Source organism: Pseudomonas sp. TREG-RG-20F-10-E-6-01, from assembly GCF_022662455.1.
Lineage (GTDB): Bacteria > Pseudomonadota > Gammaproteobacteria > Pseudomonadales > Pseudomonadaceae > Aquipseudomonas.
Genome location: NZ_JAKNQP010000007.1, coordinates 94,446 through 121,366, shown reverse-complemented (window position 1 = coordinate 121,366; position 26,921 = coordinate 94,446). Strand labels below are relative to the sequence as shown.

The 26,921-nt window shown below is 54.0% G+C and carries 26 protein-coding genes and 1 pseudogene; 16 read left to right on the top strand and 11 right to left on the bottom strand.

Annotated features, from left to right (window positions below):
• The first annotated feature begins 212 nt into the window (after positions 1 to 212).
• A complete protein-coding gene (gene argH / locus L8K08_RS20450; protein ID WP_145158064.1) occupies positions 213 to 1,607 on the top strand; it encodes an argininosuccinate lyase in 1,395 nt (464 codons plus the stop codon).
• 137 nt (positions 1,608 to 1,744) lie between these two features.
• Here argH and L8K08_RS20445 read toward each other — a convergent pair whose 3' ends face one another.
• A complete protein-coding gene (locus L8K08_RS20445) occupies positions 1,745 to 2,404 on the bottom strand; it encodes a glutathione S-transferase (RefSeq protein ID WP_145158067.1) in 660 nt (219 codons plus the stop codon).
• A 127-nt stretch (positions 2,405 to 2,531) separates the two neighbouring features.
• Between L8K08_RS20445 and L8K08_RS20440 the strand changes: the two genes are divergently transcribed.
• From L8K08_RS20440 to L8K08_RS20430, 3 genes are all read left to right on the top strand, one after another.
• Positions 2,532 to 2,816, top strand: a complete 285-nt coding sequence (locus L8K08_RS20440) for a hypothetical protein (protein ID WP_106575823.1) — start codon at positions 2,532 to 2,534, stop codon at positions 2,814 to 2,816.
• Positions 2,817 to 2,967: 151 nt separating this feature from the next.
• Complete coding sequence (locus L8K08_RS20435) at positions 2,968 to 3,222, top strand: TIGR02647 family protein (RefSeq protein WP_010207442.1); 255 nt, start codon at positions 2,968 to 2,970, stop codon at positions 3,220 to 3,222.
• 168 nt (positions 3,223 to 3,390) lie between these two features.
• Positions 3,391 to 6,231: a class I adenylate cyclase gene (locus L8K08_RS20430; RefSeq protein ID WP_242199636.1), complete on the top strand. Its 2,841-nt coding sequence runs from the start codon at positions 3,391 to 3,393 to the stop codon at positions 6,229 to 6,231.
• 11 nt (positions 6,232 to 6,242) lie between these two features.
• Here L8K08_RS20430 and rnk read toward each other — a convergent pair whose 3' ends face one another.
• The 3 genes from rnk to cyaY all read right to left on the bottom strand — a co-directional run bounded on the left by rnk (position 6,243) and on the right by cyaY (position 7,338).
• Positions 6,243 to 6,653, bottom strand: a complete 411-nt coding sequence (gene rnk, locus L8K08_RS20425) for a nucleoside diphosphate kinase regulator (RefSeq protein ID WP_145158073.1) — start codon at positions 6,651 to 6,653, stop codon at positions 6,243 to 6,245.
• 131 nt (positions 6,654 to 6,784) lie between these two features.
• On the bottom strand, positions 6,785 to 7,003 hold the full coding sequence (locus L8K08_RS20420) for a DUF1289 domain-containing protein (protein WP_106575827.1): 219 nt from the start codon (positions 7,001 to 7,003) through the stop codon (positions 6,785 to 6,787).
• A 2-nt stretch (positions 7,004 to 7,005) separates the two neighbouring features.
• Complete coding sequence (cyaY, locus tag L8K08_RS20415) at positions 7,006 to 7,338, bottom strand: iron donor protein CyaY (protein WP_094948747.1); 333 nt, start codon at positions 7,336 to 7,338, stop codon at positions 7,006 to 7,008.
• Positions 7,339 to 7,576: 238 nt separating this feature from the next.
• Here cyaY and L8K08_RS20410 point away from each other — a divergent pair, with 238 nt between their 5' ends.
• The 6 genes from L8K08_RS20410 to L8K08_RS20385 are packed head-to-tail and all read left to right on the top strand — an operon-like array spanning position 7,577 to position 12,162.
• Positions 7,577 to 7,747: a lipoprotein gene (locus L8K08_RS20410; RefSeq protein ID WP_106575828.1), complete on the top strand. Its 171-nt coding sequence runs from the start codon at positions 7,577 to 7,579 to the stop codon at positions 7,745 to 7,747.
• A 9-nt stretch (positions 7,748 to 7,756) separates the two neighbouring features.
• Entirely contained in the window at positions 7,757 to 9,004 is a 1,248-nt protein-coding gene (gene lysA, locus L8K08_RS20405; protein WP_242199633.1) for a diaminopimelate decarboxylase, read from the top strand.
• Positions 9,005 to 9,007: 3 nt separating this feature from the next.
• Positions 9,008 to 9,838 carry a diaminopimelate epimerase gene (gene dapF / locus L8K08_RS20400; RefSeq protein WP_242199631.1) on the top strand — a complete coding sequence of 277 codons (831 nt, stop codon included), beginning with the start codon at positions 9,008 to 9,010 and terminating at the stop codon, positions 9,836 to 9,838.
• 13 nt (positions 9,839 to 9,851) lie between these two features.
• Positions 9,852 to 10,568, top strand: a complete 717-nt coding sequence (locus L8K08_RS20395; RefSeq protein WP_242199630.1) for a DUF484 family protein — start codon at positions 9,852 to 9,854, stop codon at positions 10,566 to 10,568.
• A gap of 2 nt (positions 10,569 to 10,570) precedes the next feature.
• Entirely contained in the window at positions 10,571 to 11,470 is a 900-nt protein-coding gene (gene xerC / locus L8K08_RS20390) for a tyrosine recombinase XerC (RefSeq protein ID WP_242199625.1), read from the top strand.
• On the top strand, positions 11,467 to 12,162 hold the full coding sequence (locus L8K08_RS20385) for an HAD family hydrolase (RefSeq protein ID WP_242199622.1): 696 nt from the start codon (positions 11,467 to 11,469) through the stop codon (positions 12,160 to 12,162). The genes xerC and L8K08_RS20385 overlap by 4 nt, the downstream gene beginning before the upstream one ends.
• Positions 12,163 to 12,367: 205 nt before the next feature.
• On the opposite strand, the gene sutA is transcribed toward L8K08_RS20385, so the two are convergent.
• The 4 genes from sutA to glnK form a co-directional block, all read right to left on the bottom strand.
• Positions 12,368 to 12,694: a transcriptional regulator SutA gene (gene sutA, locus L8K08_RS20380; protein ID WP_106575834.1), complete on the bottom strand. Its 327-nt coding sequence runs from the start codon at positions 12,692 to 12,694 to the stop codon at positions 12,368 to 12,370.
• Positions 12,695 to 12,796: 102 nt separating this feature from the next.
• Complete coding sequence (locus L8K08_RS20375; protein WP_071485166.1) at positions 12,797 to 13,222, bottom strand: secondary thiamine-phosphate synthase enzyme YjbQ; 426 nt, start codon at positions 13,220 to 13,222, stop codon at positions 12,797 to 12,799.
• A 209-nt stretch (positions 13,223 to 13,431) separates the two neighbouring features.
• Positions 13,432 to 14,772 carry an ammonium transporter gene (locus L8K08_RS20370; RefSeq protein ID WP_145158088.1) on the bottom strand — a complete coding sequence of 447 codons (1,341 nt, stop codon included), beginning with the start codon at positions 14,770 to 14,772 and terminating at the stop codon, positions 13,432 to 13,434.
• Positions 14,773 to 14,806: 34 nt separating this feature from the next.
• Positions 14,807 to 15,145 carry a P-II family nitrogen regulator gene (glnK, locus tag L8K08_RS20365; protein WP_002555808.1) on the bottom strand — a complete coding sequence of 113 codons (339 nt, stop codon included), beginning with the start codon at positions 15,143 to 15,145 and terminating at the stop codon, positions 14,807 to 14,809.
• Between the two features lie 423 nt (positions 15,146 to 15,568).
• On the opposite strand from glnK, the gene L8K08_RS20360 reads away from it, so the two are divergent.
• From L8K08_RS20360 to L8K08_RS20335, 6 genes and pseudogenes are all read left to right on the top strand, one after another.
• On the top strand, positions 15,569 to 15,832 hold the full coding sequence (locus tag L8K08_RS20360) for an accessory factor UbiK family protein (RefSeq protein WP_145158091.1): 264 nt from the start codon (positions 15,569 to 15,571) through the stop codon (positions 15,830 to 15,832).
• A 211-nt stretch (positions 15,833 to 16,043) separates the two neighbouring features.
• Positions 16,044 to 16,949, top strand: a pseudogene (locus tag L8K08_RS20355) (YifB family Mg chelatase-like AAA ATPase); the annotation flags it as partial.
• 372 nt (positions 16,950 to 17,321) lie between these two features.
• Positions 17,322 to 19,559: a hypothetical protein gene (locus L8K08_RS20350; protein WP_242199620.1), complete on the top strand. Its 2,238-nt coding sequence runs from the start codon at positions 17,322 to 17,324 to the stop codon at positions 19,557 to 19,559.
• Positions 19,556 to 21,520 (top strand): hypothetical protein, encoded by a 1,965-nt coding sequence (locus L8K08_RS20345; protein ID WP_242199617.1) that lies wholly within the window; start codon positions 19,556 to 19,558, stop codon positions 21,518 to 21,520. Before L8K08_RS20350 ends, L8K08_RS20345 begins: the two co-directional genes overlap by 4 nt.
• Positions 21,513 to 22,028 (top strand): hypothetical protein, encoded by a 516-nt coding sequence (locus tag L8K08_RS20340; RefSeq protein ID WP_242199614.1) that lies wholly within the window; start codon positions 21,513 to 21,515, stop codon positions 22,026 to 22,028. Before L8K08_RS20345 ends, L8K08_RS20340 begins: the two co-directional genes overlap by 8 nt.
• A gap of 5 nt (positions 22,029 to 22,033) precedes the next feature.
• Positions 22,034 to 23,410: a site-specific integrase gene (locus tag L8K08_RS20335; protein WP_242199612.1), complete on the top strand. Its 1,377-nt coding sequence runs from the start codon at positions 22,034 to 22,036 to the stop codon at positions 23,408 to 23,410.
• A 74-nt stretch (positions 23,411 to 23,484) separates the two neighbouring features.
• On the opposite strand, the gene L8K08_RS20330 is transcribed toward L8K08_RS20335, so the two are convergent.
• The 3 genes from L8K08_RS20330 to L8K08_RS20320 form a co-directional block, all read right to left on the bottom strand.
• Positions 23,485 to 23,844, bottom strand: a complete 360-nt coding sequence (locus L8K08_RS20330) for a hypothetical protein (protein ID WP_236513738.1) — start codon at positions 23,842 to 23,844, stop codon at positions 23,485 to 23,487.
• Between the two features lie 542 nt (positions 23,845 to 24,386).
• Positions 24,387 to 25,412 (bottom strand): hypothetical protein, encoded by a 1,026-nt coding sequence (locus L8K08_RS20325; RefSeq protein ID WP_242199610.1) that lies wholly within the window; start codon positions 25,410 to 25,412, stop codon positions 24,387 to 24,389.
• A gap of 382 nt (positions 25,413 to 25,794) precedes the next feature.
• Positions 25,795 to 26,868, bottom strand: coding sequence for a PIN domain-containing protein (locus tag L8K08_RS20320; RefSeq protein ID WP_236513740.1), 1,074 nt, complete (start codon positions 26,866 to 26,868; stop codon positions 25,795 to 25,797).
• Positions 26,869 to 26,921 lie beyond the last annotated feature (53 nt).

Below are 26,921 nucleotides of genomic sequence, written 5' to 3'. Positions count from 1 at the left end.
ACGCTCGCTGAGACGATATTGCTCAATCGTCAAATATCGTTTCAATTAGGGCCCGCTCCAGTCTCTTCCCGGAAGCGTCCGGCGGCAAGGCACTTAGCCATCCTTGGCACAAATAAAAATGCCGACCACCCGCAGCACCGCCTCCAAGTGCAACCCTGTTATTATCGGCGGCACACCTCCACGCCTCTTTTAAGCAGATCACGAGCGAATCCATGAGCACCGACAAGACCAACCAGTCCTGGGGCGGCCGCTTCAGTGAACCCGTCGACGCCTTCGTCGCGCGCTTCACCGCCTCCGTCACTTTCGACCAGCGCCTGTACCGCCACGACATCATGGGCTCGATCGCCCACGCCACGATGCTGGCCAAGGTCGGCGTACTGACCGACGCCGAGCGCGACAGCATCATCGATGGCCTGACCACCATTCGCGGTGAAATCGAGGCCGGCACGTTCGACTGGCGCGTCGACCTGGAAGACGTGCACATGAACATCGAAGCCCGCCTCACCGATCGCATCGGTGTGACCGGCAAGAAACTGCACACCGGTCGCAGCCGTAACGACCAGGTGGCTACCGATATCCGCCTGTGGCTGCGTGACGAAATCGACCTGATCCTGGGCGAAATCACCCGCCTGCAAAAAGGTTTGCTGGAGCAGGCCGAGCGTGAGTCCGGCACCATCATGCCCGGCTTCACCCACCTGCAAACTGCGCAACCGGTGACCTTCGGCCACCACTTGCTGGCCTGGTTCGAGATGCTCAGCCGCGACTACGAGCGCCTGGTGGATTGCCGCAAGCGCGCCAACCGCATGCCGTTGGGCAGCGCCGCACTGGCCGGCACTACCTACCCGATCGACCGCGAATACACCGCACAACTGCTGGGTTTTGACGCGGTTGGCGGCAACTCCCTGGACGGCGTGTCGGACCGTGACTTCGCCATCGAATTCTGCGCTGCCGCCAGCATCGCGATGATGCACTTGTCGCGCTTCTCCGAAGAACTGGTGCTGTGGACCAGTGCGCAATTCCAGTTCATCGACCTGCCGGACCGCTTCTGCACCGGCAGCTCGATCATGCCGCAAAAGAAAAACCCCGACGTGCCCGAACTGGTGCGTGGCAAAAGCGGCCGTGTATTCGGCGCGCTGATGGGCTTGCTGACCTTGATGAAGGGCCAGCCATTGGCCTACAACAAGGACAACCAGGAAGACAAAGAGCCGCTGTTCGACGCCGCCGACACCCTGCGCGATTCGCTGCGTGCATTTGCCGACATGATCCCGGCGATCAAGCCCAAGCACGCGATTATGCGTGAAGCGGCCTTGCGCGGGTTCTCCACGGCAACCGACCTGGCGGACTACCTGGTGCGCCGTGGCCTGCCATTTCGCGACTGCCACGAAATCGTCGGCCACGCCGTTAAGTACGGCGTAGACACCGGCAAGGACCTGGCGGAAATGAGCCTGGAAGAGCTGCGCCAATTCAGCGACCAGATCGAGCAGGACGTGTTTGCCGTGCTGACCCTGGAAGGCTCGGTGAATGCGCGTAACCATGTGGGCGGCACTGCGCCGGCGCAGGTCAAGGCTGCGGTCGTGCGTGGCCAGGCACTGCTCGCCAGCCGCTAAAAAGCTTCAGACCCGCGCGGTCAAAAATGTGGGAGCGGGCTTGCTCGCGAATACGGTAGACCAGTCGCTATATGTATTGACTGATACACCGCTTTCGCGAGCAAGCCCGCTCCCACATTTGATTTGTGCACGGCTGATTACTTCTTGGCCGCAATCATCGCCATAAACGCCGGCATCGCCGCCTCCCTGTCCGCCGCCACTTTCTGCGCGTTGGGCATCGCGTGCAGTCGCTCCAGCAGCGCTTTCGCCTTCGGCAACTCAGCCAGCAGATCCAGGCCAAACAGCTTCTCGCCCACGGCACAGGCCAGGTTCACGCTGTACATGAAATACAGATCGGCCAGCGTGAAGCTCTCCCCCGCCACGTACGGCGCAAACTTGCCGTGTCGGCCTAAAGAACTGATCCCCAACAGCAACTCAGCCCTGGATTTTTCCTTGATCGCCTCCGGCACCGGCATACCGAAAAACGCCTCGGCGAAACACGCGCGGGCGGGCAACTCGATGTACAGCTCGATTTCCCTGCACAGCGCCAGCACCTGAGCCCGCTGAAAAGGCTCGGCCGGCAGCAACGAAGGGCCTTCCTGAGTGTGTTCGATGTACTCCAGAATCACGCTGGTTTCGTTGATAAAGCCTTGTTTGACGCCCAGCACCGGCACTTTGCCTCGCGGGCTTACTGCAAGCGCTTCAGGCGTCTGGCCTGCATAAAATGGCACTTCTTCAAACGGCAGGCCTTTCTCCAGCAGCGCCAGTTTGACCATGTTGTAGTAGTTGCTGACCGAAAATCCGTAAAGCTTGAGCATCGCGAATGCCTCCAGGCCGGGTGTGGGGTTGGCTGCGGAAGTTATAGAGCGTGCGGCCCGACCTGACCAGCAGCATCACCTGCCTGAATGGGGGTAGACTGGCGCCCTTTCCTTGAGGAGCCCCGCCATGAGCGAGCCGACCGATATCGACAACGACGAAGAAGAATTCACCGAAAGCACGCTGACCCAGGCCATCGAAAACCAGATCGAAAGCGACAACCCGCCTGCCGCCAAAGCCACCTTCAACAAGCTGACCCTGGTGGGTTACGAGCGCGAAGACATTCTGAATCTCATGGCCCACGTGCTGGCTGTGGAAATCGACAAGATGCTTGAAGAAGACCGCGCCTTCGATACCCAATGGTATGAAACCGCGCTGCGCGCACTGCCGGAATTACCCCCGGAAAACGACTGAATCGAGCACTTTCGTGGCCGGGAAGCCTGCTTCCTCGCCACAAACCTGCGCCATATCAAGACCCACGACTTTCTCACTGGACAGCCTGGCAAAGTGCGTTCACCTTATGCCCTGCTAGCCTCTAATAAATTTTAGAAAGTCTGGAGTCCTTATGTCGTATACCCCTGAGTTGGTTGCCGAACTGGAAATCCTTGTACTCTTCCCCTTGGACAGCACCAAGGAAGGTCTGAAAGTCCACCAGACCGCCGCTCCCACTGCCATCGCCGCGGCCAAGCGCCTCCATGCAAAAGGCCTTATCGACCAGCCAGACGGGGGCTACCTGACCAGCCTTGGCCGGGACGCTGCAGAGCAGGCCCAAACCCTGCTGACCATTCTGACGACTGCTACCACCAAAGAAGCTGCCTGATCCCTGATACCGCCCATGGAGTCCGCTTTCTGCGGATTCCGAGGGCATTGCTGTGGATGGCACAAAATTCTGACGCCAGAAACCATTTCCCTCTAAACCTCCTACGCTTGTGTCTGTAAACTCCTAGACGGCCGCCCACGTCGGGCCCTGCGAGCCAACGAGTTCGACATGACCCGCACCCATGAAATCCGCCCCGACCTGGACGAAGGCATCGACCGCAAGGTGCTGGCCCAATTGCGCGCGCGCTTCATGGCCCTCAATGAAGGGCGCATGGCTCGGGCCGTCGAAGGTCTGACTCCGCGCCAGCAAAGCGTGTTGACGCTGTTGCCGCTGTTTTTCCACGTCAACCACCCCCTGCTGCCAGGTTATGTCTCGGGCAGCACGCCGGCCGGGCTGTCCAATTTCGAACCGGACGCCCAGGCCCTCACTGAAGCTCAGCGCCTGACCCGTTCGTTCTCCTACAAGCCACGCCATGGCAATCCGCCACGACCTATCCTTGGCCTGTACTTGATGGGCAGCCTTGGCACCCTGGCTCAAGCGGACCAAAGCGATATGGACGTGTGGGTCTGCCACTCGCCCGAACTTGGCGAAACCGAACTGGCCGAGCTGCGCAAAAAGTGCCAGTTGCTGGAAGCCTGGGCCCTGACCATGGGTGCCGAGGCGCATTTTTTTCTGATCGAACCGACGCGCTTTGTACTGGGTGAACGCGACACGCAACTGAGCTCCGACGACTGCGGCACCACCCAGCATTACCTGCTGCTGGACGAGTTCTACCGCACCGCCATCTGGCTGGCCGGGCGCACGCCGATCTGGTGGCTGGTGCCGGTGTACGAGGAACGCCGCTACGCCGAGTTCACCCATACGCTGATTTCCAAACGATTTATCCGCGCCGACGAGACCCTGGACCTTGGGCACCTGGCCCACATCCCTCCGGGCGAATTCATCGGCGCCGGGCTGTGGCAGTTGTTCAAGGGCATCGAGTCGCCCTACAAATCGGTGCTCAAGCTGCTGCTGACCGAGGTTTATGCCAGCGAGCACCCGAACGTGTACTGCCTGAGCCTGCGCTTCAAGCGCGCCGTATTCGCCAATCAGATGGATCTGGACGAGTTGGACCCGTACATCGTGGTTTATCGCCGCATCGAGGAATACCTCAAGGCGCGCAATGAGCCGGAGCGCCTCGAACTGGTGCGGCGCGCGCTGTACCTGAAGGTCAATCGCAAGCTCAGCGTCGGCCAACGCAGCACCGGCTGGCAACGCCGTCTGCTGGAGCGCCTGGCCAATGAATGGGGCTGGGACCAACGCCAACTGGCTCTGCTGGACAGCCGCAGCCAGTGGAAAGTGCGCCAGGTCGCCTCCGAGCGCCGCGCACTGGTCAACGAACTGAATTACAGCTACCGCTTCCTCACGCAGTTCGCCCGTACCGAGCAAACCGCCAGCCTGATCAACAAGCGCGATCTGAACGTGCTGGGCCGGCGCCTCTATGCAGCGTTCGAACGCAAGGCCGGCAAGGTTGAGTTCATCAACCCCGGCATCGCGCCCGACTTGGCCGAAGACACGCTCACGCTGGTGCAGTCCCCCAATCGCAAGGAACAGGGCCAGTATCACTGGGGCCTGTACAACGGCAACCTTACGGCGCTGGAATGGGAGCACTTCGCGCCGATCAAGCGCAGCCGCGACCTCTTGGAAATGCTCACCTGGTGCCATCGCAACGGCGTGATCGACAGCAGCACCCGCCTGGCACTGCACCCGGGCGTCAGTGACATGACCGAATTCGAGCTGTTCAACCTGCTGGGCAGCCTGCAACAAACCATCGCCCTGCCCCTGGCCAGCGTCGATGAGGATCGCCTGTTGCGCTCGGCGGTGCCGGAAGAAGTGCTGTTGCTGATCAACGTTGGTGTCGACCCGCTCAAACATCATCGCGACTTGAACATCCTGATGACCACCGAACGCACCGACTCCCTGAGCTATGCCGGCGTGCGCGACAACCTGGTGCTGACTCTGGATCAGGTCACGCTCAATAGCTGGAACGAGGTCATGGTCAGCCGCTACGACGGCCCCCACGCACTGCTCGACTGCCTGCGTGACTACCTCAATCAACTGCCGTCGGACCACTTGCCACGCCTGCGAGTGCGCTGCTTCTGTCACAATCGTGCGCAGTTCATTGCCCAGCGTGTAGAAGAAATTTTCGACACCGCGCAAAATCTGCTGCTTAGCCAGTCCAATCACCGCTACCTGTTGCAGGTGCAGCAGCACTACCACGTGATGGAACTGATGCCGGGTCAGGCCACCCATGTGTCACTGCCGACCCAGGACGCGCTGATTGCCTACCTCAGCGAAGAACTGGCCAGCTACAGCCCACTGCACCTGGACGCCATGGCCCTGGAAGACCACGACCTGGCGCTGCTGCTGCCGATGGGCTTGGCCGATTGCGTGCAGGTGTTCTACCGGGTCAATGAAGGTTTTGCCGAGTTGTATGTGCTGGATGAGTTCAACGCGCTCTGGCAGCAACGCCTGCCGTTTCATGATGAGCAGAGCCTGTTGGCGCCGTTGCAGCGTTTTCTGCAATCGATCATCTATCGCCGCGAAGCGCTGGCGCCGCTGGATACGCAGCAGCCGTTGGGCGAAGTGCAAATCTTGTATTACCAACTGTTGCCATCAGGCAGCAATCGCGCACGCGGCATCGAGCCGCGCCCCGCGCCGCAGAACCCGGCCAATAAGCCGTTTTATGACGTGCAGGCGATTATCGGCAAGGCGGCGCCCGGCCAAGTGGGCATCACCCTGTACTGCAACCAGCGGGAGTTTTGCGAACTGGAGTTTGGCGACCAGCTGTTTGCCGTGGTCGCCCAGGAAATCGTCGGGCAACGTCGAGAAACCGAACGTTACCGCTGCTACATCACCGACCTGGACCTGTCCGGCCTGCTCGGTGATGTGCAAAGCCCGAGCAACCTGTACCTGCGTTACAAAGCCGAGCTGGAGCTGTCGCTCAACAATGCACTGAAGCAGGTTTAAAGCGGCTCTTGTTACAGAGAGAACGCGCCGCCGTCTTTAGGCTGGCCTTCAACGCTGAGCAGTTCAAGCTTGAGGGTTTTGCCGCCGGGTGCCGGCCAGTCGATATGCTGGCCCACTTTCAGGCCGAGTAACGCACTGCCTACCGGCGCGAGGATCGAGATCTTGCCCTCGTCTGCGTTGGCATCCTTGGGGTAAACCAGGGTCAGGTGATAGTCCTTGCCGCTGCCTTGCTCACGGCAATGCACGCTGGAGTTCATCGTCACGACACTTGCAGGCACTTCCTCGTGGCCAACCACTTCTTCGGCGCGGTCGAGTTCGTGTTGCAGGGCTTCGACGCCCGGCGAGTCCTCGCCTACACGGTCGATCAATTGCTCAAGACGCTGCACGTCGAGACGGGTAAGTATGATGGAAGGTGCGGTCATGATTCAGGCAGACTCCTTTTTTCTGCACAAAAAAGCAAAACCCCGCCAGAAAAAGGCGGGGTTCTCACGGACCTCGATGAGTTGAGGTGTACCCGGACACTACCACAGCGACACAAATAAACAAGACGACCTCAGGCACGCTCCCTGCGTTGCTCGGCCTCTGCGCAGATCACCCGGCGCCGGTTATCGTCGGCGGAGCGCCATTCACGAATGTCTTCCACATGGCGGAAGCACCCGAGGCAGACTTTCTGCTCGTCCAGGCGACACAAACTGATACAAGGTGACGGCACCGCCGGGCTGACATTGCTGAACAGCGGCTTGGGCGGGCGTACGGGTGCAGGCTGGGTCACCATCAGATCTCGTCGAAGTCCAGGTCAGCGCCGGACTGTTCCTTCGTGAGGCGCGCAAGCATTTCGCTCAGCAGCTCCTCGGTGGTGTCGTGCGCCCAACGGTTTTCTTCTTCGTCGTAATCGAAGTGAAAACCACCGGTGCGGGCCGCCAGCCACAGCTGACGCAACGGCTCCTGACGGCTAAAGATCAGTTGGGTGCCGTTTTCAAACTTGACGGTCAGCACGCCGGCTGAGTTTTCCAGGTCCACGTCCAGGCCGCTGTCGTCGAAAATATCTTCCAGCGCCTGCTGGGTCGCATCCACCAGGTCGTGAAAACGGGCTTCGGTCAAACTCATTGTGGCAACCTCAAAAGTGTCTGGTTTTGCTCAAGCGCCGCACGATACGGGCGAGCCCCGCTGATTGCAAAGGATACCGAGTTCATTAACGATGGAGGTATGAAATATCCCCGGCCAGCGTAGCCTGCTTCGCGCCCAAGTCGGCAAACCCCCGCCGGACGGGTATTTCGGCGCATAGGCAAGCTGGCGGGTGGTCGGTATACTCGGGCGCAATTAATGCATATTCAAGGATTTCGCCATGAAGCGCCTGATCTCTTCCCTTGCTGCGCTCGTCGCGGTCGCTTGCCTCGTCAGTGCCTGTGGTCAAAAAGGCCCGCTCTACCTGCCCGATGACAGCAAAGACCCGAATGACCAGGCGCAGTCGTCACAAAAGCCGTCAAAAGCGCATAAGCACGACACCTATCAATAAGGGAAACCCATGGACGCTTTTAACTACCGGGACGGCGAGCTGTTCGCGGAAGGCGTGGCGTTGTCCGCGATTGCCGAGCGCTTTGGCACCCCGACCTATGTGTACTCGCGTGCGCACATCGAAGCCCAATACCGTTCGTTTACCGACCCACTGAACGGCGTTCCACACTTGGTGTGCTACGCGGTCAAGGCCAACTCCAACCTGGGTGTACTCAATGTCCTGGCGCGCCTGGGCGCCGGTTTCGACATCGTCTCCCGTGGCGAGCTGGAGCGTGTGCTGGCAGCCGGCGGCAAGGCTGACAAAATCGTCTTCTCCGGCGTCGGCAAGAGCCGCGAAGACATGCGCCGCGCTCTGGAAGTCGGCGTGCATTGCTTTAACGTCGAGTCCACCGACGAGCTGGAGCGCCTGCAAGTCGTCGCCGCCGAGATGGGCGTTCGTGCGCCGATCTCGCTGCGTGTCAACCCGGACGTCGACGCCGGCACTCACCCCTACATTTCCACCGGTCTCAAAGAGAACAAGTTCGGCATCGCCATTGCTGACGCCGAGGACGTGTACATCCGCGCCGCGCAGTTGCCGAACCTGGAAGTGCTGGGTGTCGACTGCCATATCGGCTCGCAACTGACCAGCCTGCCACCGTTCCTGGATGCGCTCGACCGCCTGCTGGCGTTGACCGATCGCCTGGGCGAGTGCGGCATCTACCTGCAACACATCGATCTGGGTGGTGGCGTGGGTGTGCGTTATCGCGATGAAGAACCGCCGCAGATCGCCGACTACATTCAGGCCGTGCGCGAGCGCACTGAAGGCCGTGGCCTGACCCTGATGTTCGAGCCGGGCCGCTACATCGTCGCCAACGCGAGCGTGTTGCTGACCCAGGTCGAGTACCTCAAGCACACCGAGTACAAGGACTTCGCCATCGTCGACGCGGCAATGAACGACCTGATCCGCCCGGCGCTGTACCAGGCCTGGATGGATGTGACAGCCGTCAAGCCACGTGCTGGCGAAGGCCGTAATTACGACATCGTCGGCCCGATCTGCGAGACCGGTGACTTCCTGGCCAAGGAGCGTCAGCTGGCCCTGGAAGAAGGCGACCTGCTGGCCGTGCATTCGGCCGGTGCCTATGGGTTTGTCATGAGTTCCAACTACAACACGCGCGGCCGTGCCGCCGAGGTGCTGGTGGACGGTGATCAAGCGTTTGAAGTGCGTCGCCGCGAGACGGTAGCCGAGTTGTATGCTGGCGAAAGCCTGCTGCCGGAGTAAGCCATGCTGCTGCGTTTTACCAAGATGCACGGGCTGGGTAACGATTTCATGGTCCTCGACCTGGTCAGCCAGCACGCGCACATCCTGCCCAAGCACGCTAAACAATGGGGCGACCGTCACACCGGCATTGGCTTTGATCAATTGCTGATCGTCGAGGCGCCGAGCAACCCGGAAGTGGATTTCCGTTACCGGATCTTCAACTCCGACGGTTCCGAAGTGGAACAGTGCGGCAACGGTGCGCGTTGCTTTGCGCGTTTTGTGCTGGACAAGCGCTTGACCGCCAAGCGCCAGATTCGCGTCGAGACTAAAAGCGGCGTGATCGAGCTGGATATTCGCAGCGACGGCCAGATCAGCGTCAACATGGGCGAGCCACGTCTGGTGCCGGCGGATATTCCGTTTCAGGCCACCGAGCAAGCGACCAGTTATGCGCTGGACGTTGATGGCAAGCACGTGGATATCGCCGCAGTGTCGATGGGCAACCCGCACGCCGTGCTGCGGGTCAACGACATCAATAACGCCCCGGTGCATGAATTGGGGCCGAAAATCGAACATCACCCTCGCTTTCCGGCACGGGTCAATGTGGGCTTCCTGCAGGTGATCGACCGTTCCCGCGCACAATTGCGTGTATGGGAACGCGGCGCCGGCGAAACCCAGGCCTGCGGCACCGGCGCTTGCGCTGCGGCCGTGGCCGCGATCAGCCAGGGGTGGATGGATTCGCCACTGTTGATCGACCTGCCCGGCGGACGCTTGTCCATCGAATGGGCAGGCCCTGGCCACCCGGTGATGATGACCGGGCCGGCCTCGCGCGTATACGAAGGACAGGTCCGCCTATGAGTGAGCAAAGCTAATGACCGACAAGCCTCAAGTACCCGCCCAAGCATCCCCGAGCGAAAGTCTGGAGGCCGCTGCTGTCGCGGCGTACCTTGAGGCTAATCCGGACTTCTTCGTCGAACACGAAGAGCTGTTGCCGGCCCTGCGCATTCCCCACCAGCGCGGCGATACCGTGTCGCTGGTAGAGCGGCAGATGAAGATCCTGCGCGAGCGCAATATCGAAATGCGTCATCGGCTCTCGCAGTTGATGGACGTGGCCCGCGACAACGACCGCCTTTTCGACAAGACCCGTCGCCTGATTCTTACCCTGATGGACGCCACCAGCCTGGAAGAAACGGTGATTGCCGTGGAAGACAGCCTGCGCCAGGACTTCCAGGTGCCGTTTGTGAGCCTGATCCTGTTCAGCGACAACCCGATGCCGGTGGGTCGCTGGGTCAGCGGTGGCGAAGCGCAAACCGCGATTGGCGGCTTGCTCTCTGAAGGCAAGACCATCAGCGGCACCTTGCGTGAGCATGAGCTGGATTTCCTGTTTGGCGCCGAGCAGCGCAAGCAGATCGGCTCCACCGCCGTAGTCGCCCTCAGCCATCAAGGCCTGCACGGCGTACTGGCGATTGCCAGCCGTGACCCGCAGCACTACAAAAGCTCTGTAGGCACGCTGTTTTTGACCTACATCGCTGAAGTGCTCGGCCGGGTACTGCCGCGCTTCACCACCGCCCTGCGCGCGGTGCGCTAGCCATGGAACGGCAACTGGACGCTTATTGCGCTCACCTGCGCAACGAGCGCCAGGTGTCGCCCCATACGCTGGAAGCTTATCGGCGGGACTTGAACAAGGTCCTGGCGTACTGCGAAAAACAACAGATCGCCAGCTGGAAAGCCCTGGATATCCAGAGCCTGCGCAGCCTCATCGCGCGACTGCACCAGCAAGGCCAGTCTTCACGCAGCCTGTCGCGATTGCTTTCGGCGGTGCGCGGCCTGTATCACTACCTCAACCGTGAAGGCCTGTGCGATCACGACCCAGCCAACGGCCTGGCCCCGCCCAAGGGCGAACGGCGCCTGCCCAAAACCCTCGATACCGATCGCGCCCTGCAACTGCTCGACGGTGCCGTCGAAGACGACTTCCTCGCCCACCGCGACCAGGCCATCCTCGAGCTGTTCTATTCCTCGGGCCTGCGCTTGTCAGAATTGACCGGCCTGAACCTCGATCAACTGGACCTGGCGGACGGCCTGGTGCAAGTGCTCGGCAAAGGCAGCAAGACCCGTGTGCTGCCGGTCGGCCGCAAGGCTCGGGAAGCCTTGCAGCTGTGGTTGCCGCTGCGTCTGTTGACCAACCCCACGGACGACGCGGTGTTTGTCAGCCAGCAAGGCCGACGCCTCGGTCCACGGGCGATCCAGGTGCGGGTCAAGCTCGCCGGCGAGCGCGAGTTGGGGCAGAACCTGCACCCGCACATGCTGCGACATTCCTTTGCCAGCCATCTGCTGGAATCGTCCCAGGACCTGCGCGCGGTGCAGGAGCTGCTCGGCCACGCCGACATCAAGACCACGCAGATCTACACCCACCTCGACTTCCAGCACCTGGCGACGGTGTACGACAGCGCCCATCCACGGGCCAAACGCATCAAGGGCGGCGACTCATGAGTATCAAGCTGATCACCTTCGACCTGGACGACACACTCTGGGACAACGTACCCGTCATCATCGGCGCCGAAGCGTCGATGCGCGAATGGCTGGCGACCCATGCCTCCAAGGTCGGCGATTTGCCTCTTGAGCATTTCGCCAGCCTTCGCCAGCAGGTGCTGGAGCGCCATCCCGAGCTCAAGTACCGCATCAGCCTCCTGCGCCACCGCGTGCTGATGCACGCGTTTGAAGAGGCGGGTTATCCACAGCCCGAGGCCACGCAAATGGCAGACGTGTGCTATGAGGCGTTCATTCACGCCCGGCACCAGCTCACGCCTTTTCCTGAGGCCGAGCCGATGCTTCAAGCATTGCGCCAGCATTTCCTCCTGGGCGTGATCACCAACGGCAACGCCGACGTGCAGCGCGTGGGCCTGGCAGACTATTTCCACTTTGCGCTGCGCGCCGAAGATATCGGCATCGCCAAGCCGGATGCGCGACTGTTTCAGGAAGCGCTGCAACGCGCCGGCGTGGACGCCAGTCAGGCCGTGCATATTGGCGATCACCCCGGCGATGACATCGCCGGGGCGCAGCAGGCCGGGCTGCGGGCAGTGTGGTTCAACCCGACAGGCAAGGCATGGGAAGCGGATAAGCGCCCGGATGCGGAAATTCGTAGCTTGAACGAGCTGCCGCCGTTGCTTCGCAGTTGGCAGTAACGCTATCGCGGCAACACTAAAAATCAAATGTGGGAGCCGGCTTGCTTGCGAATGCGGTGTATCAGTCAGCCCATCAGCAACTGCCAGAGCACTTCGCGAACACGCCCGCTCCCACATTTGATGGGTGGTGACCCGTAGGATTTATTACATCCATGAAAAAGCCCGCAGCGACGGCGGGCTTTTTCATGCAAGCGAGCGGCTGACCTCAGATAGGACGGCTACCGTACTTGTTATCCGGCTTCTTCGGTGGATCTGCTACCACGTTGGCCTCGACTTCCTGCACTTTGCCGCCTTTGGCGAGGAATTCTTCCATCGCACGGGCCAGCGCATCGCGCTCTTTGTTCTTGGCTTCAACGCTTGGCAGTTCATCTACCGAAACAGCGGCCTTGGCTTTGCCTTTGGCTGCCGGGACAGGTGCATCATCACCACCGTCGTCGTCAGCAACGTCCTCAGCTGCCGCCTCAAGACCTTCTTCGGCCTCGTCGTCGTCACCGACTTCGAGTTCGTCGTTTTCCAGATCATCGTCGCTCATGTTCTACCTCATGACTTGCGAAAAGCAGATTAGTTATAGCCCAGCTTCACCCTCTGTCGAGGTCGCCGGAAAAAAATCAACATCCACCGGATTACCAGTGGCTTATGCCCCATCACCGTGCAAGGTGGCGAGGACTTTACGAGCACCGCCATGATCACGGTGCTCGCCCAGATAAACACCTTGCCAGGTCCCCATCGCCAAGCGGCCGGCCTTGACCGGCAAACTCAGCTGGCAGCCCAGGAGACTGGCCTTGAAGTGCGCCGGCAGATCATCCGGACCTTCGTCGTTGTGTTCGAACCCTGCACGCCCTTGCGGCACCAGCGAGTTGAAAAAACGCTCGAAGTCACGGCGAACCGCCGGGTCGGCATTTTCGTTGACCGTCAACGAAGCCGAGGTGTGCTGCAACCACAAATGCAACAGGCCCACACGGCACGCCTTCAATTCAGGCAGGCCGGCGAGCAACTCATCCGTCACCAAGTGAAAGCCCCGGGGCTTGGCCCGCAGGGTTATCAGGGTCTGTTGCCACATACAGTTCTCCGCCCATCGGCGCGCATTCTAGCGCGCTCTGGAAAAAAACAAAGTACCGAATACACCTACATGCCTGTAAGAGATTCACACCCTTAAAAGTGCCGTGTGGATCCCATCACAAAGTCGGCATAAACCCGTACACCTTTAGCCACAGACAAACCCCAGACAAAAAAATGCCCGGCAAGCCGGGCATCTTTTTTTTCGCGTACTTACAAGTTGTAGCCGCGCTCGTTGTGTTGTGCCAGGTCGAGGCCCACGGCCTCTTCTTCGTCGGTAACCCGCAGGCCCATGACCATGTCCAGCACCTTGAGGATGATGAAGGTCACGATAGCCGTGTAGATCACGGTGAAGCCGACGCCTTTGCACTGGATCCAGACTTGCGCTGCGATGTCAGTGGTCGCCGCGTTGAAGCCGCCCAGAGAAGGCGCCGCGAACACGCCGGTCAGGATCGCGCCGAGGATACCGCCGATACCGTGCACGCCGAAGGCGTCCAGGGAGTCGTCGTAGCCGAGTTTACGTTTCAGGGTAGTGGCGCAGAAGAAGCACACTACGCCCGCCGCCAGACCGATCACCAGGGCGCCCATTGGGCCCACGGTGCCCGCAGCCGGGGTGATTGCAACCAGGCCGGCAACGACGCCCGAGGCGATGCCCAGTGCGCTTGGCTTACCGTGGGTGACCCACTCGGCAAACATCCAGCCCAGCGCGGCAGCAGCGGTCGCAATCTGAGTGACCAGCATCGCCATACCGGCAGTGCCGTTGGCCGCAGCCGCAGAACCGGCGTTGAAGCCAAACCAACCGACCCACAGCATGGCAGCACCGACCAGGGTGTAACCCAGGTTGTGAGGCGCCATCGGCGTGGTTGGGAAGCCTTTACGCTTGCCGAGTACCAGGCACGCCACCAGGCCAGCCACACCGGCGTTGATGTGCACCACAGTGCCGCCGGCGAAGTCCAGCACGCCCCAATCGCCCAGCAACGAACCCGGACCGCCCCACACCATGTGCGCAATCGGTGCGTAGACCAGGGTGAACCAGACGCCCATGAAGATCAGCATCGCGGAGAACTTCATACGCTCGGCGAAGGCACCGACGATCAGCGCAGGCGTAATGATGGCGAACGTCATCTGGAAAGTGACGAACACCGCCTCAGGGAACAGCGCCGCAGGGCCGGTGATGCTCGCCGGGGTGACACCCGACAGGAACAGTTTGGACAGGCCGCCCACGAACGAGTTGAGGTTGACGACGCCTGCTTCCATACCGGTAGTGTCGAACGCCATGCTGTAGCCGTAAACGAACCACAAAATGGTGATCAGACCGGTGATGGCGAAGCACTGCATCATCACGGAAAGAATGTTTTTGGAGCGAACCATGCCGCCGTAGAACAGCGCGAGGCCTGGAATGGTCATGAACAGTACCAGCGCGGTGGACGTGAGCATCCACGCGGTGTCGCCGGAATTGAGGACTGGAGCAGGTACTGGGTCCGCCGCCATGGCCAGGGCCGGCATTACGAGGGACAACAGGGCTCCTAGCCCTGCGAATTTACGCAGAGTCATATTGTTTTCTCCTGGGGCGTTGGGGTTTGGCGGCTTAGATTGCGTCGGTATCGGTTTCGCCGGTACGGATGCGAATAGCCTGTTCCAGATTGACCACGAAGATCTTGCCGTCACCGATTTTGCCGGTGTTGGCGGCCTTGGTTATCGCCTCGATAACCCGGTCAAGATCCTTGTCGTCAATGGCGACATCAATCTTCACCTTTGGCAGAAAATCGACCACGTATTCCGCGCCGCGATACAGCTCGGTGTGACCCTTCTGCCGACCGAAACCTTTGACCTCAGTAACGGTAATGCCCTGCACGCCGATCTCGGACAGCGACTCGCGTACATCGTCCAACTTGAACGGCTTGATGATGGCAGTGACTAGCTTCATGAAAACTCTCTCCCGAATTGGTGGACTTGCCCCAGGAAAACAAACCCGTCTCAAGTCTAAGCGCAGTGCCTGGCTTTGTAACGCGTCGTCGCCTCGGCATTTACCGTTGCGACGCCAGCGAACCACTGGTGACGAAACCTGTACCCCTGATCCGTCGGCGCACTGCATTCGTCACAGCGACTGCATCAGTGCATGGGTCATGATCGTCTAAGCAGAAACCTTGCCAGCTCCGTAAAAATCACTGAAATCAGTCCTTTGCCCACTTATGCGCACCTGCAGGGCGTTTTGGCGACGCCAATGCGCACAAAAACAGTGCGCGGCCGCCCGGAGCGCTGCGCGAAAAGCGTGCGCTCCAGGCGGTGAAAAAGACTATAGACGCTGCGTGATACACTGCCCGCCAACAGTTTTTCCGGAATGTTTCCCATGCTCGCGCCCAAAGATCTCCTCGACGCCCTGAGCGGCCACGCCTCTCGCCTGTTCAGCGGCGATACCCCGCTGCCTCGCAACGAAATCGAAAGCCAGTTCAAGGCGCTGCTGCAAAGCGGCTTCAGCAAACTCGACCTGGTGAGCCGGGAAGAGTTTGATAGCCAAATGGTGGTGCTGGCCCGCACGCGTGCACGGCTGGAGAGTTTGGAAGCCAAAGTCGCTGAGCTGGAAGCACGGCTGACGCCACCTGCTGCTGAATAAACACGCTCAGTGAGGGAGCTGGCTTGCCTGCGATGCGGGCGCCTCGGTGTATCAGTTACACCGAGTCGATGCCATCGCAGGCAAGCCAGCTCCCACATGCTCTGCCTCGCTCTCCGGATACGTTCTGTAAAACCTCCCCCGCCTCGCTATTCCCTACCTCGTCTACCCTTGAAAAACCCGCAGGAAGCGGCCTCTCTTTCAAGGAACGAGCATGTCCCTCGCCATCGTCCACAGCCGCGCCCAGATCGGCGTCGAAGCCCCTGCCGTCACGGTTGAAGTGCACATGGCCAATGGTCTGCCGTCCCTGACACTGGTGGGCCTGCCGGAAACCGCCGTCAAGGAAAGCAAGGACCGCGTGCGCAGCGCCATCCTCAATTGCGCGCTGCAATACCCAGCCCGGCGCATCACCCTCAACCTCGCGCCCGCCGACCTGCCCAAGGACGGCGGGCGTTTTGATTTGGCGATTGCCTTGGGCATCCTGGCGGCCAGTGTGCAGGTGCCGGCGTTGATGCTCGATGACGTGGAATGCCTGGGCGAATTGGCATTGTCCGGCGAAGTACGCGCAGTGAAAGGCGTGTTGCCGGCAGCGCTGGCAGCCCGCAAGGCCGGGCGCACCGTGATAGTGCCGCGGGCGAATGCCGAGGAGGCGTGCCTGGCCTCCGGGTTGAAGGTGATTGCGGTGGATCACTTGCTGCAGGTGGTGGCGCACCTGAATGGGCAGGTGCCGATCGAGCCCTACAAGTCTGACGGCTTGCAGTACCTGAACAAGCCCTATCCAGACCTGAGCGAAGTACAAGGGCAACTGGCGGCCAAGCGCGCGCTGCTGATCGCTGCGGCGGGCGCGCATAACCTGCTGTTCAGCGGGCCGCCCGGCACCGGCAAGACTTTGCTGGCCAGCCGGCTGCCGGGGTTGCTGCCGCCGCTGAGCGAGCAGGAAGCGCTGGAAGTGGCGGCGATCCAGTCAGTGGTCAGCCTCGCACCACTGAGCCATTGGCCGCACCGCCCGTTCCGTCAGCCACACCACTCAGCCTCGGGGCCGGCGCTGGTGGGCGGCGGATCAAAACCGCAACCGGGGGAAATCACCCTCGCCCACCATGGCGTGTTGTTTCTGGATGAGTGAGTCGTTTCGCTTTTTTGCATTTGTTGTCATTCATCGTAGCCCTTGAGTTTAGAGGCTATCCGGTGGAGTAAGCTGAAAAATTATCAAAATCCATAGTTGTCAGTTTGGGCAATATAAGTGATGACAAAAAGAAAACAGTTATGAAAAATGTCATTACAAAACCGAGAAGCTAATGACAGCTACAACACTAAAACCAAACAAAATACAGGAACAAGAATATAGTCACAAAATCATACTTACAAAACTTAATAGCCGTATATATTTTAGCTTATATATATATGGGTCAATGGTATTTTAATATTCACAAGGGGGTTGAAAAAAAAGCTTTCTATGGATAGCCTCTGCTGCATCTAAGACAGCGAAACGTATATGCCTGCCCTTATACAGCGAATTGATTGCTACCAAGAATTTCCTTTTGAGAATATTCCACTTTCAATCGTAGAGACTGTCCTCAGAAAAGTCGAAGGGTTTGGTAACGACATCATTTATGCCGAGACGCAGAGAACGTTAAAGTTATTTGAATGCTTCCTTCATATAACTAACAATAAACTTGATTCGCAAAATCTTAAACCATTTAAACTATTAAGTCTGAGCCGACAATTTCAAGGTGCTCTTTGGTCAGAAAAATTTGTTCGTTATGATTCATCCCGTCGTTCTCGATACAGCAGGATATGGCGATACATCTTCTTGCTAATCACCTCGCCCAATCCGCAGCCAACATTCGGGAATCATCGAGACGATAAGCTCTCATGCAAAAATAAAATCAAAGCCATTCAAGAGTTTGAAAGCTTGGATTTAGATGCCAAGGCTTTATGGTATTGGTCCGGATGGAAGGCGTATAACCTAAATGGAGAAGGGCGATACGTTCCACTACGCGGCCTTTACAAAAGCTATGGATATGAGTTCAGCGCAGCTTTTTACCAAACCTACGCAGCGGCACTTCAAAATATCCGGTCAGTACGAATAGATGGAATTAAAGAGCTGATAGATTTTATGGCTAATAATGTTCATAAATTTGATGCCAAAGGTTTGAAAGACGCAAAAAAATCTAAAGAATTTTGGACGGAGTTTCGTAGCTACTACTTTACAAGTCGATATGCCAATGGACAAGGAGCTAAATTACTTAGTATTAGTAATGGATGGTTGTATTCAATCGTTCCGTTTAGCGAAAGATTGGTACAGTCTAATCTTATTGCCCGCCCTACTGGTGGCATGCCCGACGGCACACCTACATTCAGGGGATCGCACACACCCAACCAACGGCAGGGCAAAGACGGCCATCCGGAAAATATAAAGCTGACATTCCCAATTCCTCTAAGTGTCACGGACGGCGAGGCGATGGAGATAATTTTTGGGCGGGTTCAACACGACTTAGATCTCGTGAAGAGATGGGCCAGCTCTAAGATTGAATGTGTAAAAAAACGTTTTGCAGAACTCAACGTACTACATGCTGATCAACTCCATCTAACAGCAGGTATTGATAACGCGGTATTCTTAACAAAATGCTATTCAATCTACGAGAAAATTGGATTTAAGACTGGTAATGACTGTAGATTACGCTTCTTGTACGGTGCACCATTACCGGACGTCGCCCGAGCGCTAGCTTTACCAACGACGAGTACCGTGGTGCCCTTCGCTTACGCTTTAGTAGCTCACCATAGCGACATTACCCCCGAATTCCTTTACAGCTGCAACCTGTATGATAAGCATGGGATAGTCTGCGGGATTATTGAAACAGATGCAGGCCATTATTTAGTAAGCAACAAGTACCGAAAAGGTTCAGAGCTAGCAGAGCAAAAAATCTTGTTAACAGACGAGACTTACAGCTTCGTTCAGACATTGATAGCGATAACCGAACCTGCTCGCCAGTACTTAAGAAACATTGGAGATCCAAATTGGCGCAGACTGTTTATTAGCACGGGCAAAGGATTTGGCTTCCCTAAAAAACTACACACTTTAACAATTGCAAAAACTTTCAGAAGTGAATTCTCCAAAGAGTTGATCAATTTAGGGGCAGTGCCTGAAGCAGCTGAGACATTAAGCCGGCACTGTACACTAACGGCAGTTAGAGCCTTAGGTGGTGTTGCAAAATACATCGAGACAGAAAGCTTGGTGGCCGCTAGTAAGGCGCTAGGCCACACCCGCTTTGACTACGTTCTTCTCAAAAGATACATTCCCAAACCATTACTAGATTTCTTCAGTAATAGATGGATAAGAATTTTCCACCAAGGGTTCATCCTGGAAGCAATGAGCGACAGCCCTTATGCGTTGGCTGCAACCGACTTCGACTCAGTTGAAGAAATACACATTTTTCTCAATAACCACGCACTTAAAATCAAGAAGCAGCCTGTCGAAGCACCAATGCAAGACACTACATCTCAAAAGAAAGAAGTTGTTTTTTGCATTGATGAGACCGTGTTGAGAGAAATGATAAAACTTGAAGAAAAATCGGACACCATCTTGACGAATGCAAAAGAGATTTACTGGTCGAAAGTTTCTAGCAAGCTATTAAGTTATATCGAATCTGATGAATGCACACGGCCTGATTTCCAAGAGATGCTCAAAGCGGTGAAGAACTCACATGCAAATCGTGAGTCGGTACAATGACTATACATTATCTTCCGGTCGAATTAGGTTTTTTGAAACCCCAAGTTGAAGAGTCTCTACTTGGAGGCTTCGATCTATTAAAATCAAAATATGATGCAAAGACTTGGGAAATAGAAGGCTTATGTGAGCCTGTTAACTTTGAAATTATTTTGGACGACAACTCTAAGCTAAGCGACAGGAAGAATTCTCTACTTAGAAACCAGATCAAAGGTTGGATAGCGATCCAAGCTTCCGGCCACATTAAACTCGGCGGAGCGACTAAAGCGCAAAAACTAAAAAGAATCCGAATCGTTTTAGCGATTACGGATTTTCTGCTGATCAGCAAATACGCTCCTAGGATAAGACAATATGGCCTTAGCACTATTAATGAGCAAATAATCAGGACGCTATTGATTCAAATAACAGAAAATCGCGATACGACCAGCCGTTTTTACGACTGGCCAAATAAGCTAGAGCAATACATTAAGCACGAACTATTACAAAACAAGCAATTTTCCTTGGCGGGCGATGACACAGCGCTAACCGATGCCCAGTGTGAGGCTGCAAAGGCCTTGATTCTCAAACAGTCAGGGCAAAGCTTTAAAACGGCCATCCGCGACCCTGCAAAGGTATACAAACATGTGGTACGAAATATTTACTCTAATACTTTGCTTGGTAAGCGGAAATACATCGTCCCTGAAAAGTTTTGCTTCAGTAGCGACTTAGGCAACAACTGTGAGTCACAGATGAAAATAGCGCCAGTGCGGAGTAAGCACGAAAAGACAATAAAACAAATCTACTCGTTGCATACTTCCTGCTTGGAGTCGCTGACTCATCTTGAAAAACTAAACTTTCAGGCACCAGATCCTTCGACATTTGAATGCTTGAAAGGATTCTCTGCAAAGTTTTTTAACCTTCCGGAACCTGATATCTACAGGTCAATACCTGTTCATGTAGGACTTAAGGCATTCCGAAAATCTGTTGAATACATTTTGAGTTATGGAAGTGATTTGCTACTGGCGTGCACGAATGTCTATCAGGAAGCGCGCATTGAAAACTTAAGCTTAACAAGTTATGTTAAAAAAAATGGTGTGAAACACTTGCTACCAGCAACATTAATTTCTCTGGGCTGTACTACTTGGTCAAAAACGATAAAGCAGGATACACAGTCTGAGGACTTTGGCCGCCTGGGGCTGCACGACTATTTGCAAATCTTTTTCGGATCAGCTCAGATTATTTTTGGCGCTCTTTCAGCCCGACGCCAAGAGGAGCTTATGAAATGTACCCCAAGCGAAGTTAGCTCGGACACCCAAACGTTTGGGTTTTATGTAGGAAAATCAGGCCTTGGTGATGCTAGAGAATACACGGAGCGTCCTATTCCAGGTCTTTGTATCGGTATCAGCAACCTAATATCTGAGTTCCACGAAAGAATTTATCAAAATGATGAAGCTCGTCATGGAATTTTTGCTATCCCATCTCATCGTGAAGCGTCCCTGGGATCAGTAAATCATTCAAGCTACAATAAAGTTTTTAACATTGCATGCGATTACTTCCAGATATATTGCGAAAAAACACACCAAAAATACAATCTTCGCCAGCACCAGCTTCGCCGTTTGTTCGCACAAGCTTTTTATTGGTCTGCGTTCGGTGACCTTGACGTCTTAAGATGGTTCCTAGCACATACAGACAAAGCTCATGTGTATCGTTATATAACTGAGCATGTACCAGGTGCGGTTTTAACCACCATTAAGGCTGAATTTACAGCGGAGTTTTTAAGTCGTGGAAATAAGACATTTTCTGATCTTGAGAAGGCTATAGTTGACCATTTTGGAACAGCATCATTTAGCGTCTTAGATCGGGAGGAATTTGAATCCTATCTCGCGCACCTAATCAACACCTGCAAGGTTACTATTGAGCCTGACTTCTTTGAAGGGCGCAACGGAGAACCAGTTAAGTTCAAGTTTGAGGTACTGTATGTCTAGTGAAACAAAAGCACGAAAAAAATCGATGCAACTGTCTTCATTTCTTCAGTGGATCTTAGTTACTCAGCCTTCGCATCATGAATGTATACTCTTAATAAAACTCCTTAAATCACAAGGCGCAATGGCTGCTATGACATGGCCGTCACAAGACATGCAGCCTATATCCCTGAATGCTTTAAAATCTGCTTCGGCAGAGTGTTTCGACGAAGGATTCAACAAACTTGATAAGTTGAGGATACAAGCTCTCCGTCATTTGAAAGAAGTTTCTGTTCCCATTGGCCGCAAGGATAGACGGAACAAAATTGGACTTCTCAATCAGATCGAGCAGCTAGAATCAGAAAGGCAGCTCGTCGAGGGCAACCTTTTGGTATTGACTCATGCGTTGCAATTGAGTCTGAATCTATGTGGAAAATACGTGCGCCTCGTAAATCATCCAGAACATACAGAGACGTTCAAATCTGAGCGTTTAGAGATTCTTCAAATGCTATCTTATTCTCAAAATAGGTGATAAATATGGGTAAGCTATATTCCCTTACTGAGGAAACTTTTAGACTTCCCTTTGCGACCGCAAATAAGGGAAGCTTGGTTTTTGTCGATGCTGAAAACATTCCCAAAATGTTTTGGCCCGATGGAAGTTGGAATATGCCAGCTAACCTATATATGCTAAAACTATTTCATGGTGGTTACTCTCGGCTAACTGATGGCGGCACTCTAACAACATATGCAAACCAATTAGGGCATATCATTCGCTATGTATATCTAAATGGTATAGAGCTTCACAAGCTTACGGATAATCGTTTTACTTCGTTTATTCGTTCGCTACGCGCAGAGAAAATGTTGAATGATAAAACTGTGCCCAAGAGAAATGAAGACACCATAATTGCTATTGGCAGGCGGACGTTAGAATTTCTTTCATTTGTAGGTGTGCTATACGATGGATCAAGTGGCGTTGGTCCTAATGAAAGAATTAAAGCAGAAAAGCGCGAAATAAAAGTCAGCCAATCAACCAGCAGTTATGGAACTGTATCGACCTCAATACATCATTACTGGCACCATAATTCATTCCCGGAACCCAGCGGCCCAAAGAAGCGCAATGCCATTTCCACCGCAGACATCAAACGTCTTAAAGGTGTGGTAAGTCGAATTTCTCCGAACTCTCATATAAAAAAACGTAGATATGTGATGCTACTTCTCCTAGAGATAACAGGGGGGCGGCGGAGTGAAGTATGCGCTCTGACGGTACGCTCAGTCCTAGCAGCTCTGGAAATGGATGAACCGTTCTTGTTAATGGAGTCGATCAAGCAAGGTGGGAACAAAAAATCTGCACGTCTGATTCCAGTAACTCGCGTGGATCTTTTATTCATTGCCGAATACATAAATAGCAATCGTTCTATCGTGGTCCATAACACATGTGGAAAAATAAAAGACCATGGATATGTTCTAATTAACCACCGTTCAGGCCAACAATTAAAACCAAACACTCTGACACAAGAAGTCAGGGCGCTCCGGATCGCGGCAGGTATTCCTGGCCGAGCGCACCCACATATGTTTCGTCATCGCTTTATCACAAAGCTCTTCGTATCATTTATTACCAGCCAAGAAGTTCTTGATAAAGAGGACTTCAGGTCTAGAATTCTTAATGTCGAGTACTACAAAAGAAAAATATTGGAATTTACGGGCCAGAAACATGTTAAAAGTCTCGACCACTACATCGATCTAGCTTTTGATGAGTACTTTGACGTAGAACGTGTGAACAAAAAGATCAGGGAGACTCTTGATCTAGAAGCTATAAAAAGGGCGTTGGAACTGTTGAAATTAGAAGTTGAAAGTGGGATCGAACCCCACGATATCCAATCAAGAATTGGCGAAATGCTTTCCCAAAATGACTAAATAAACTCTTTTTCTACATCTCCATCGCTCTGATGGCATTACGATGGAGATGCTAAGACAACGCGATTGAGCGGTTATTCGTCGGAGCTAGTATCCGCGCTACTGATGGTGCTCAACCAGAAATAAACGCCATTCAAGATAGCTGCCACCGCTCCCAGGAGGGCAGCTTTTGTATTCAGCATTGCTGCTGCGGTAGTGATTGCGGCAAATTGCTTCGGATCGTAGCCAGCTGCCATAGTCAACTCCTCTTGCATAGATGCCGAAAGATGCCAAAGGACCGCAGAAAAAATTGCGATTAGGATACTGAAAATTATCAGAGCGGTTTTTACAGTTGAACTCACAAGCGGGCTGTCTTTCCACACGTTCTGAATCAGATGTGCTGCGGCGGATGGAACACGCAGCATAGCAGCCAAGATTTTGTACAGTTTTTGCATAAAGCACCAATCCTCTCAATAATTGTGTGACAAAAAATAGTCACTCAAAGATAGTCAACGGCATGGAGGTGCTAATTCTTGAGCGTTCGAGAAGATCTTTTTGCTTTATCCAATTCCTAGGCTCGCAAAGGCATCGCTGACAAAACTGCCACGTTTCGCTGACGCAAGATCGGAGACTATGCCCAGGGTAGGACTATTCGTAGTTTCTGCCGGAGCTGCGCTTGCAGGGATGGCCATACACATCGGATGCGAAATTGCATTCCACTTGACAACCTGGTTGCGTAGCTACTCACCACACGTTTGAATTGCACTTGCCCAGACAATGCATTAGGTTTGCCCTCCTATTTGCATCGGATCTGACCTGCATGTGTAGTAGCCTCTCTCGCTGAGAGTGGTGCATAACTGCCGACTGCGACCAGCAGAAATCGGCCAAAAGCGGCCAGTGGTAATGGACAGTTAAAAGGCCATTGTTGCAGACGACGCATTACCCATCGCTTATTCGTAACTCAAGGATGTTCGTTCAATCTAACAGGGCCGCTGATCTAGCAGTATCCTGGCACTCCAAAGCTTGTTATTAAGTTACGACGGCCATCCATAATAGTCGAGATTTCTTTAAGGTATTGGCCCAGCCGTCTGGATTCATCGTCGTAGCCTGGCCAAAAAAATGGAACGTTTTGATTGGTCAGGCTCTCAATGAATGTGATGTGAGTTAGTGCTAGGAAGATTCTGTAAAAGTTTGTGGCGCGACCAAAATTATTCCCAAGCATGTGAACTATTATGTGCCTATTGAAGCCTTCGTCGTGTGGCTCAGAAGGTTTGTAGAGAACATTTTTAAAAAATAACCTAAAGCAATTTATGACATCAGATTGTGGGCATATATGTGTGTAGAAATCTACTTCAATACTGTCGATACCGTGCATTCCAGGATGCCAGTCATAATCTATAACACGGCGATTTCCCCAGTTTTTTAAAATTTCTCTTAGCCTTTTTTCAAAGATAGCACCCGTCACATTACCTTTATTTTCATCCAGCATTTTATTTTGTAGATTACGTAATCCGCCTTCAAAAACTGGAATAAGGGACATTATTGCTGCATGGTCTAGCCCCATATAGAAGGACTCAATTGCCTCAAATATAATTAGTCGGTAGTCTTTGAGCGCTTCGCTTCTGGAAAAATAATTCAAGAAGTACGCAGACACCAAATCAATTTCAAATATTTCATAAAGCCATTTTTCTACACCGGCAGCTGGATCTTTCGAGGCTGAGGATTTGTGGAAGCCTTCTGTCATTTCTCCTTGTCCCAAATACAGCGGAACAGGAATTCCATAATCAAGCATGAGGGATTGAATGTTTGTGACCCTCCCCCATTTGCTATTGTAGTAATCAATAGGCCGCTCAAGTAAAAGAAAAACCCCTATATCGCTGATTATCTTAAACCCTGGTTTTCCTACATTAACTTTTTCGACAGCAACTGAGATACCATTGCGGCGCTGGAACGTATCAATGATCATCGAAGCGCTCAAGTCAGGAGCTTTGTATAATTTCTTCAAGGTTTTTACGTAATCCATGCCATACACCCTTCAAGAAATTTTTTGAATTCGACGGCTAAGGGCTGACCTGCGCTCGTGACCGTTAGAGGCTCCTTGCTGCCGGTATCTGACCGTTATCTGTCGGTTGGGATCGGCAGCTTTCGAGCGTTAGCAGCTTAAAGTAAAATGACTGCTCCTGGTCGGGTTCTGCCTGTCACCGACCCGCAAAAGTCGGCTAATAGCGGACACTGCACTAAGTCCGCTTTTGATCAAGAGCGGACGTTCGGCGCTGTCTACGAAATGGGTCAGCGATCGATTACCCATCGGACTGATACCGTCCGAGCAACGACTGCTCACAGTCAAGTTGGAAGGCCCAGCCACGGTATCAGGGGACTCCGCATGGTTCGCCAATTTGTTCAAATCACATCCTAGGGTCTTCCCACGGATACTCTTCAACACCAAATTCGATGCCCCCACCCAAGCCTTTTACATGCAAAACAAATTCATCATTAATGAATTCGCCTTCATCGGCTTCAAAAGACAAATCTAATTCTATAGAAAATTCTTTTTCTTCTTCCTCTTGCCGCTCAACAGAATCAAACGTGTAGAGAATGCCATCCTCCTTATCGTAATGACCATTCGCAGTGTCTGGGCCGCTGACATTTACTAGGAACTTCACAGTTAAGTCGAATACGACCTTGCAGCTTTCATCATCCAAATGAACTATTTGAGGTTCAAAATCTTCAATTTCAGCCACTTCGAAAGTATCTACTTCAGCGTCTTCCCACGTAGATGAGTTATAGCTTTCGGCGTCTTCTAGCTGAGACTTTATTTGCTCTATGATTTCTTGTTTCTTGAGGTTCAAAAACTGCTCAACGAACTGAGATCTATCGTCGTTGTGTTTATTATATATGTCTAGTAATCCGCTAAGAGTTTCAATGTTGACGAACTTCTCATTAGCCTCGCAAAATGCTTTGTGGTCAGGGTCCGCCGAAACAACGTAGACCTTTTCCTGCCCTTCCAAAGCAGAGCGTATAGCAAGGAGAGAGAACGCATCACGAAATTCGTTAGGCTTTTGAGTGCTAAATGGACTGACGTGATTAAAGAACATGTCAATAATCTCATTTCCATCTACGCGACTCATGTCAACGACAGTGGCATTCGAAGCTTCAATAAAATCCTCAAATGCTTTTAGCGCTTTTGCCTCTAGATCGCCTTCATTGATTTCCGTAAAAAGTCTTTTTATACTTTCGTCATCATACTCTTTAAGGACTGCGGCTTTTCTTCGGAAATTCTTAATGCCTTTGAGTGCGTCTTTGATGTGATCAACAATCTTTCGTCGCACTTCATTAACTACGATTGTGGTAGTGATGTGGTTCAGTTGATTATCGCTGCACAATTCCTCAAAAGACTTTATTGTACTGGAGTTGAAATCAAGGTTTGCTTTGACAAAGAATTCCGTATCTATAAATACCTTGCGCGTGACTAACGGCATCTTCCTGTACTCCTTCAGGTCATTGCGCTACTTTCGCACCGGCACGAAAAAAA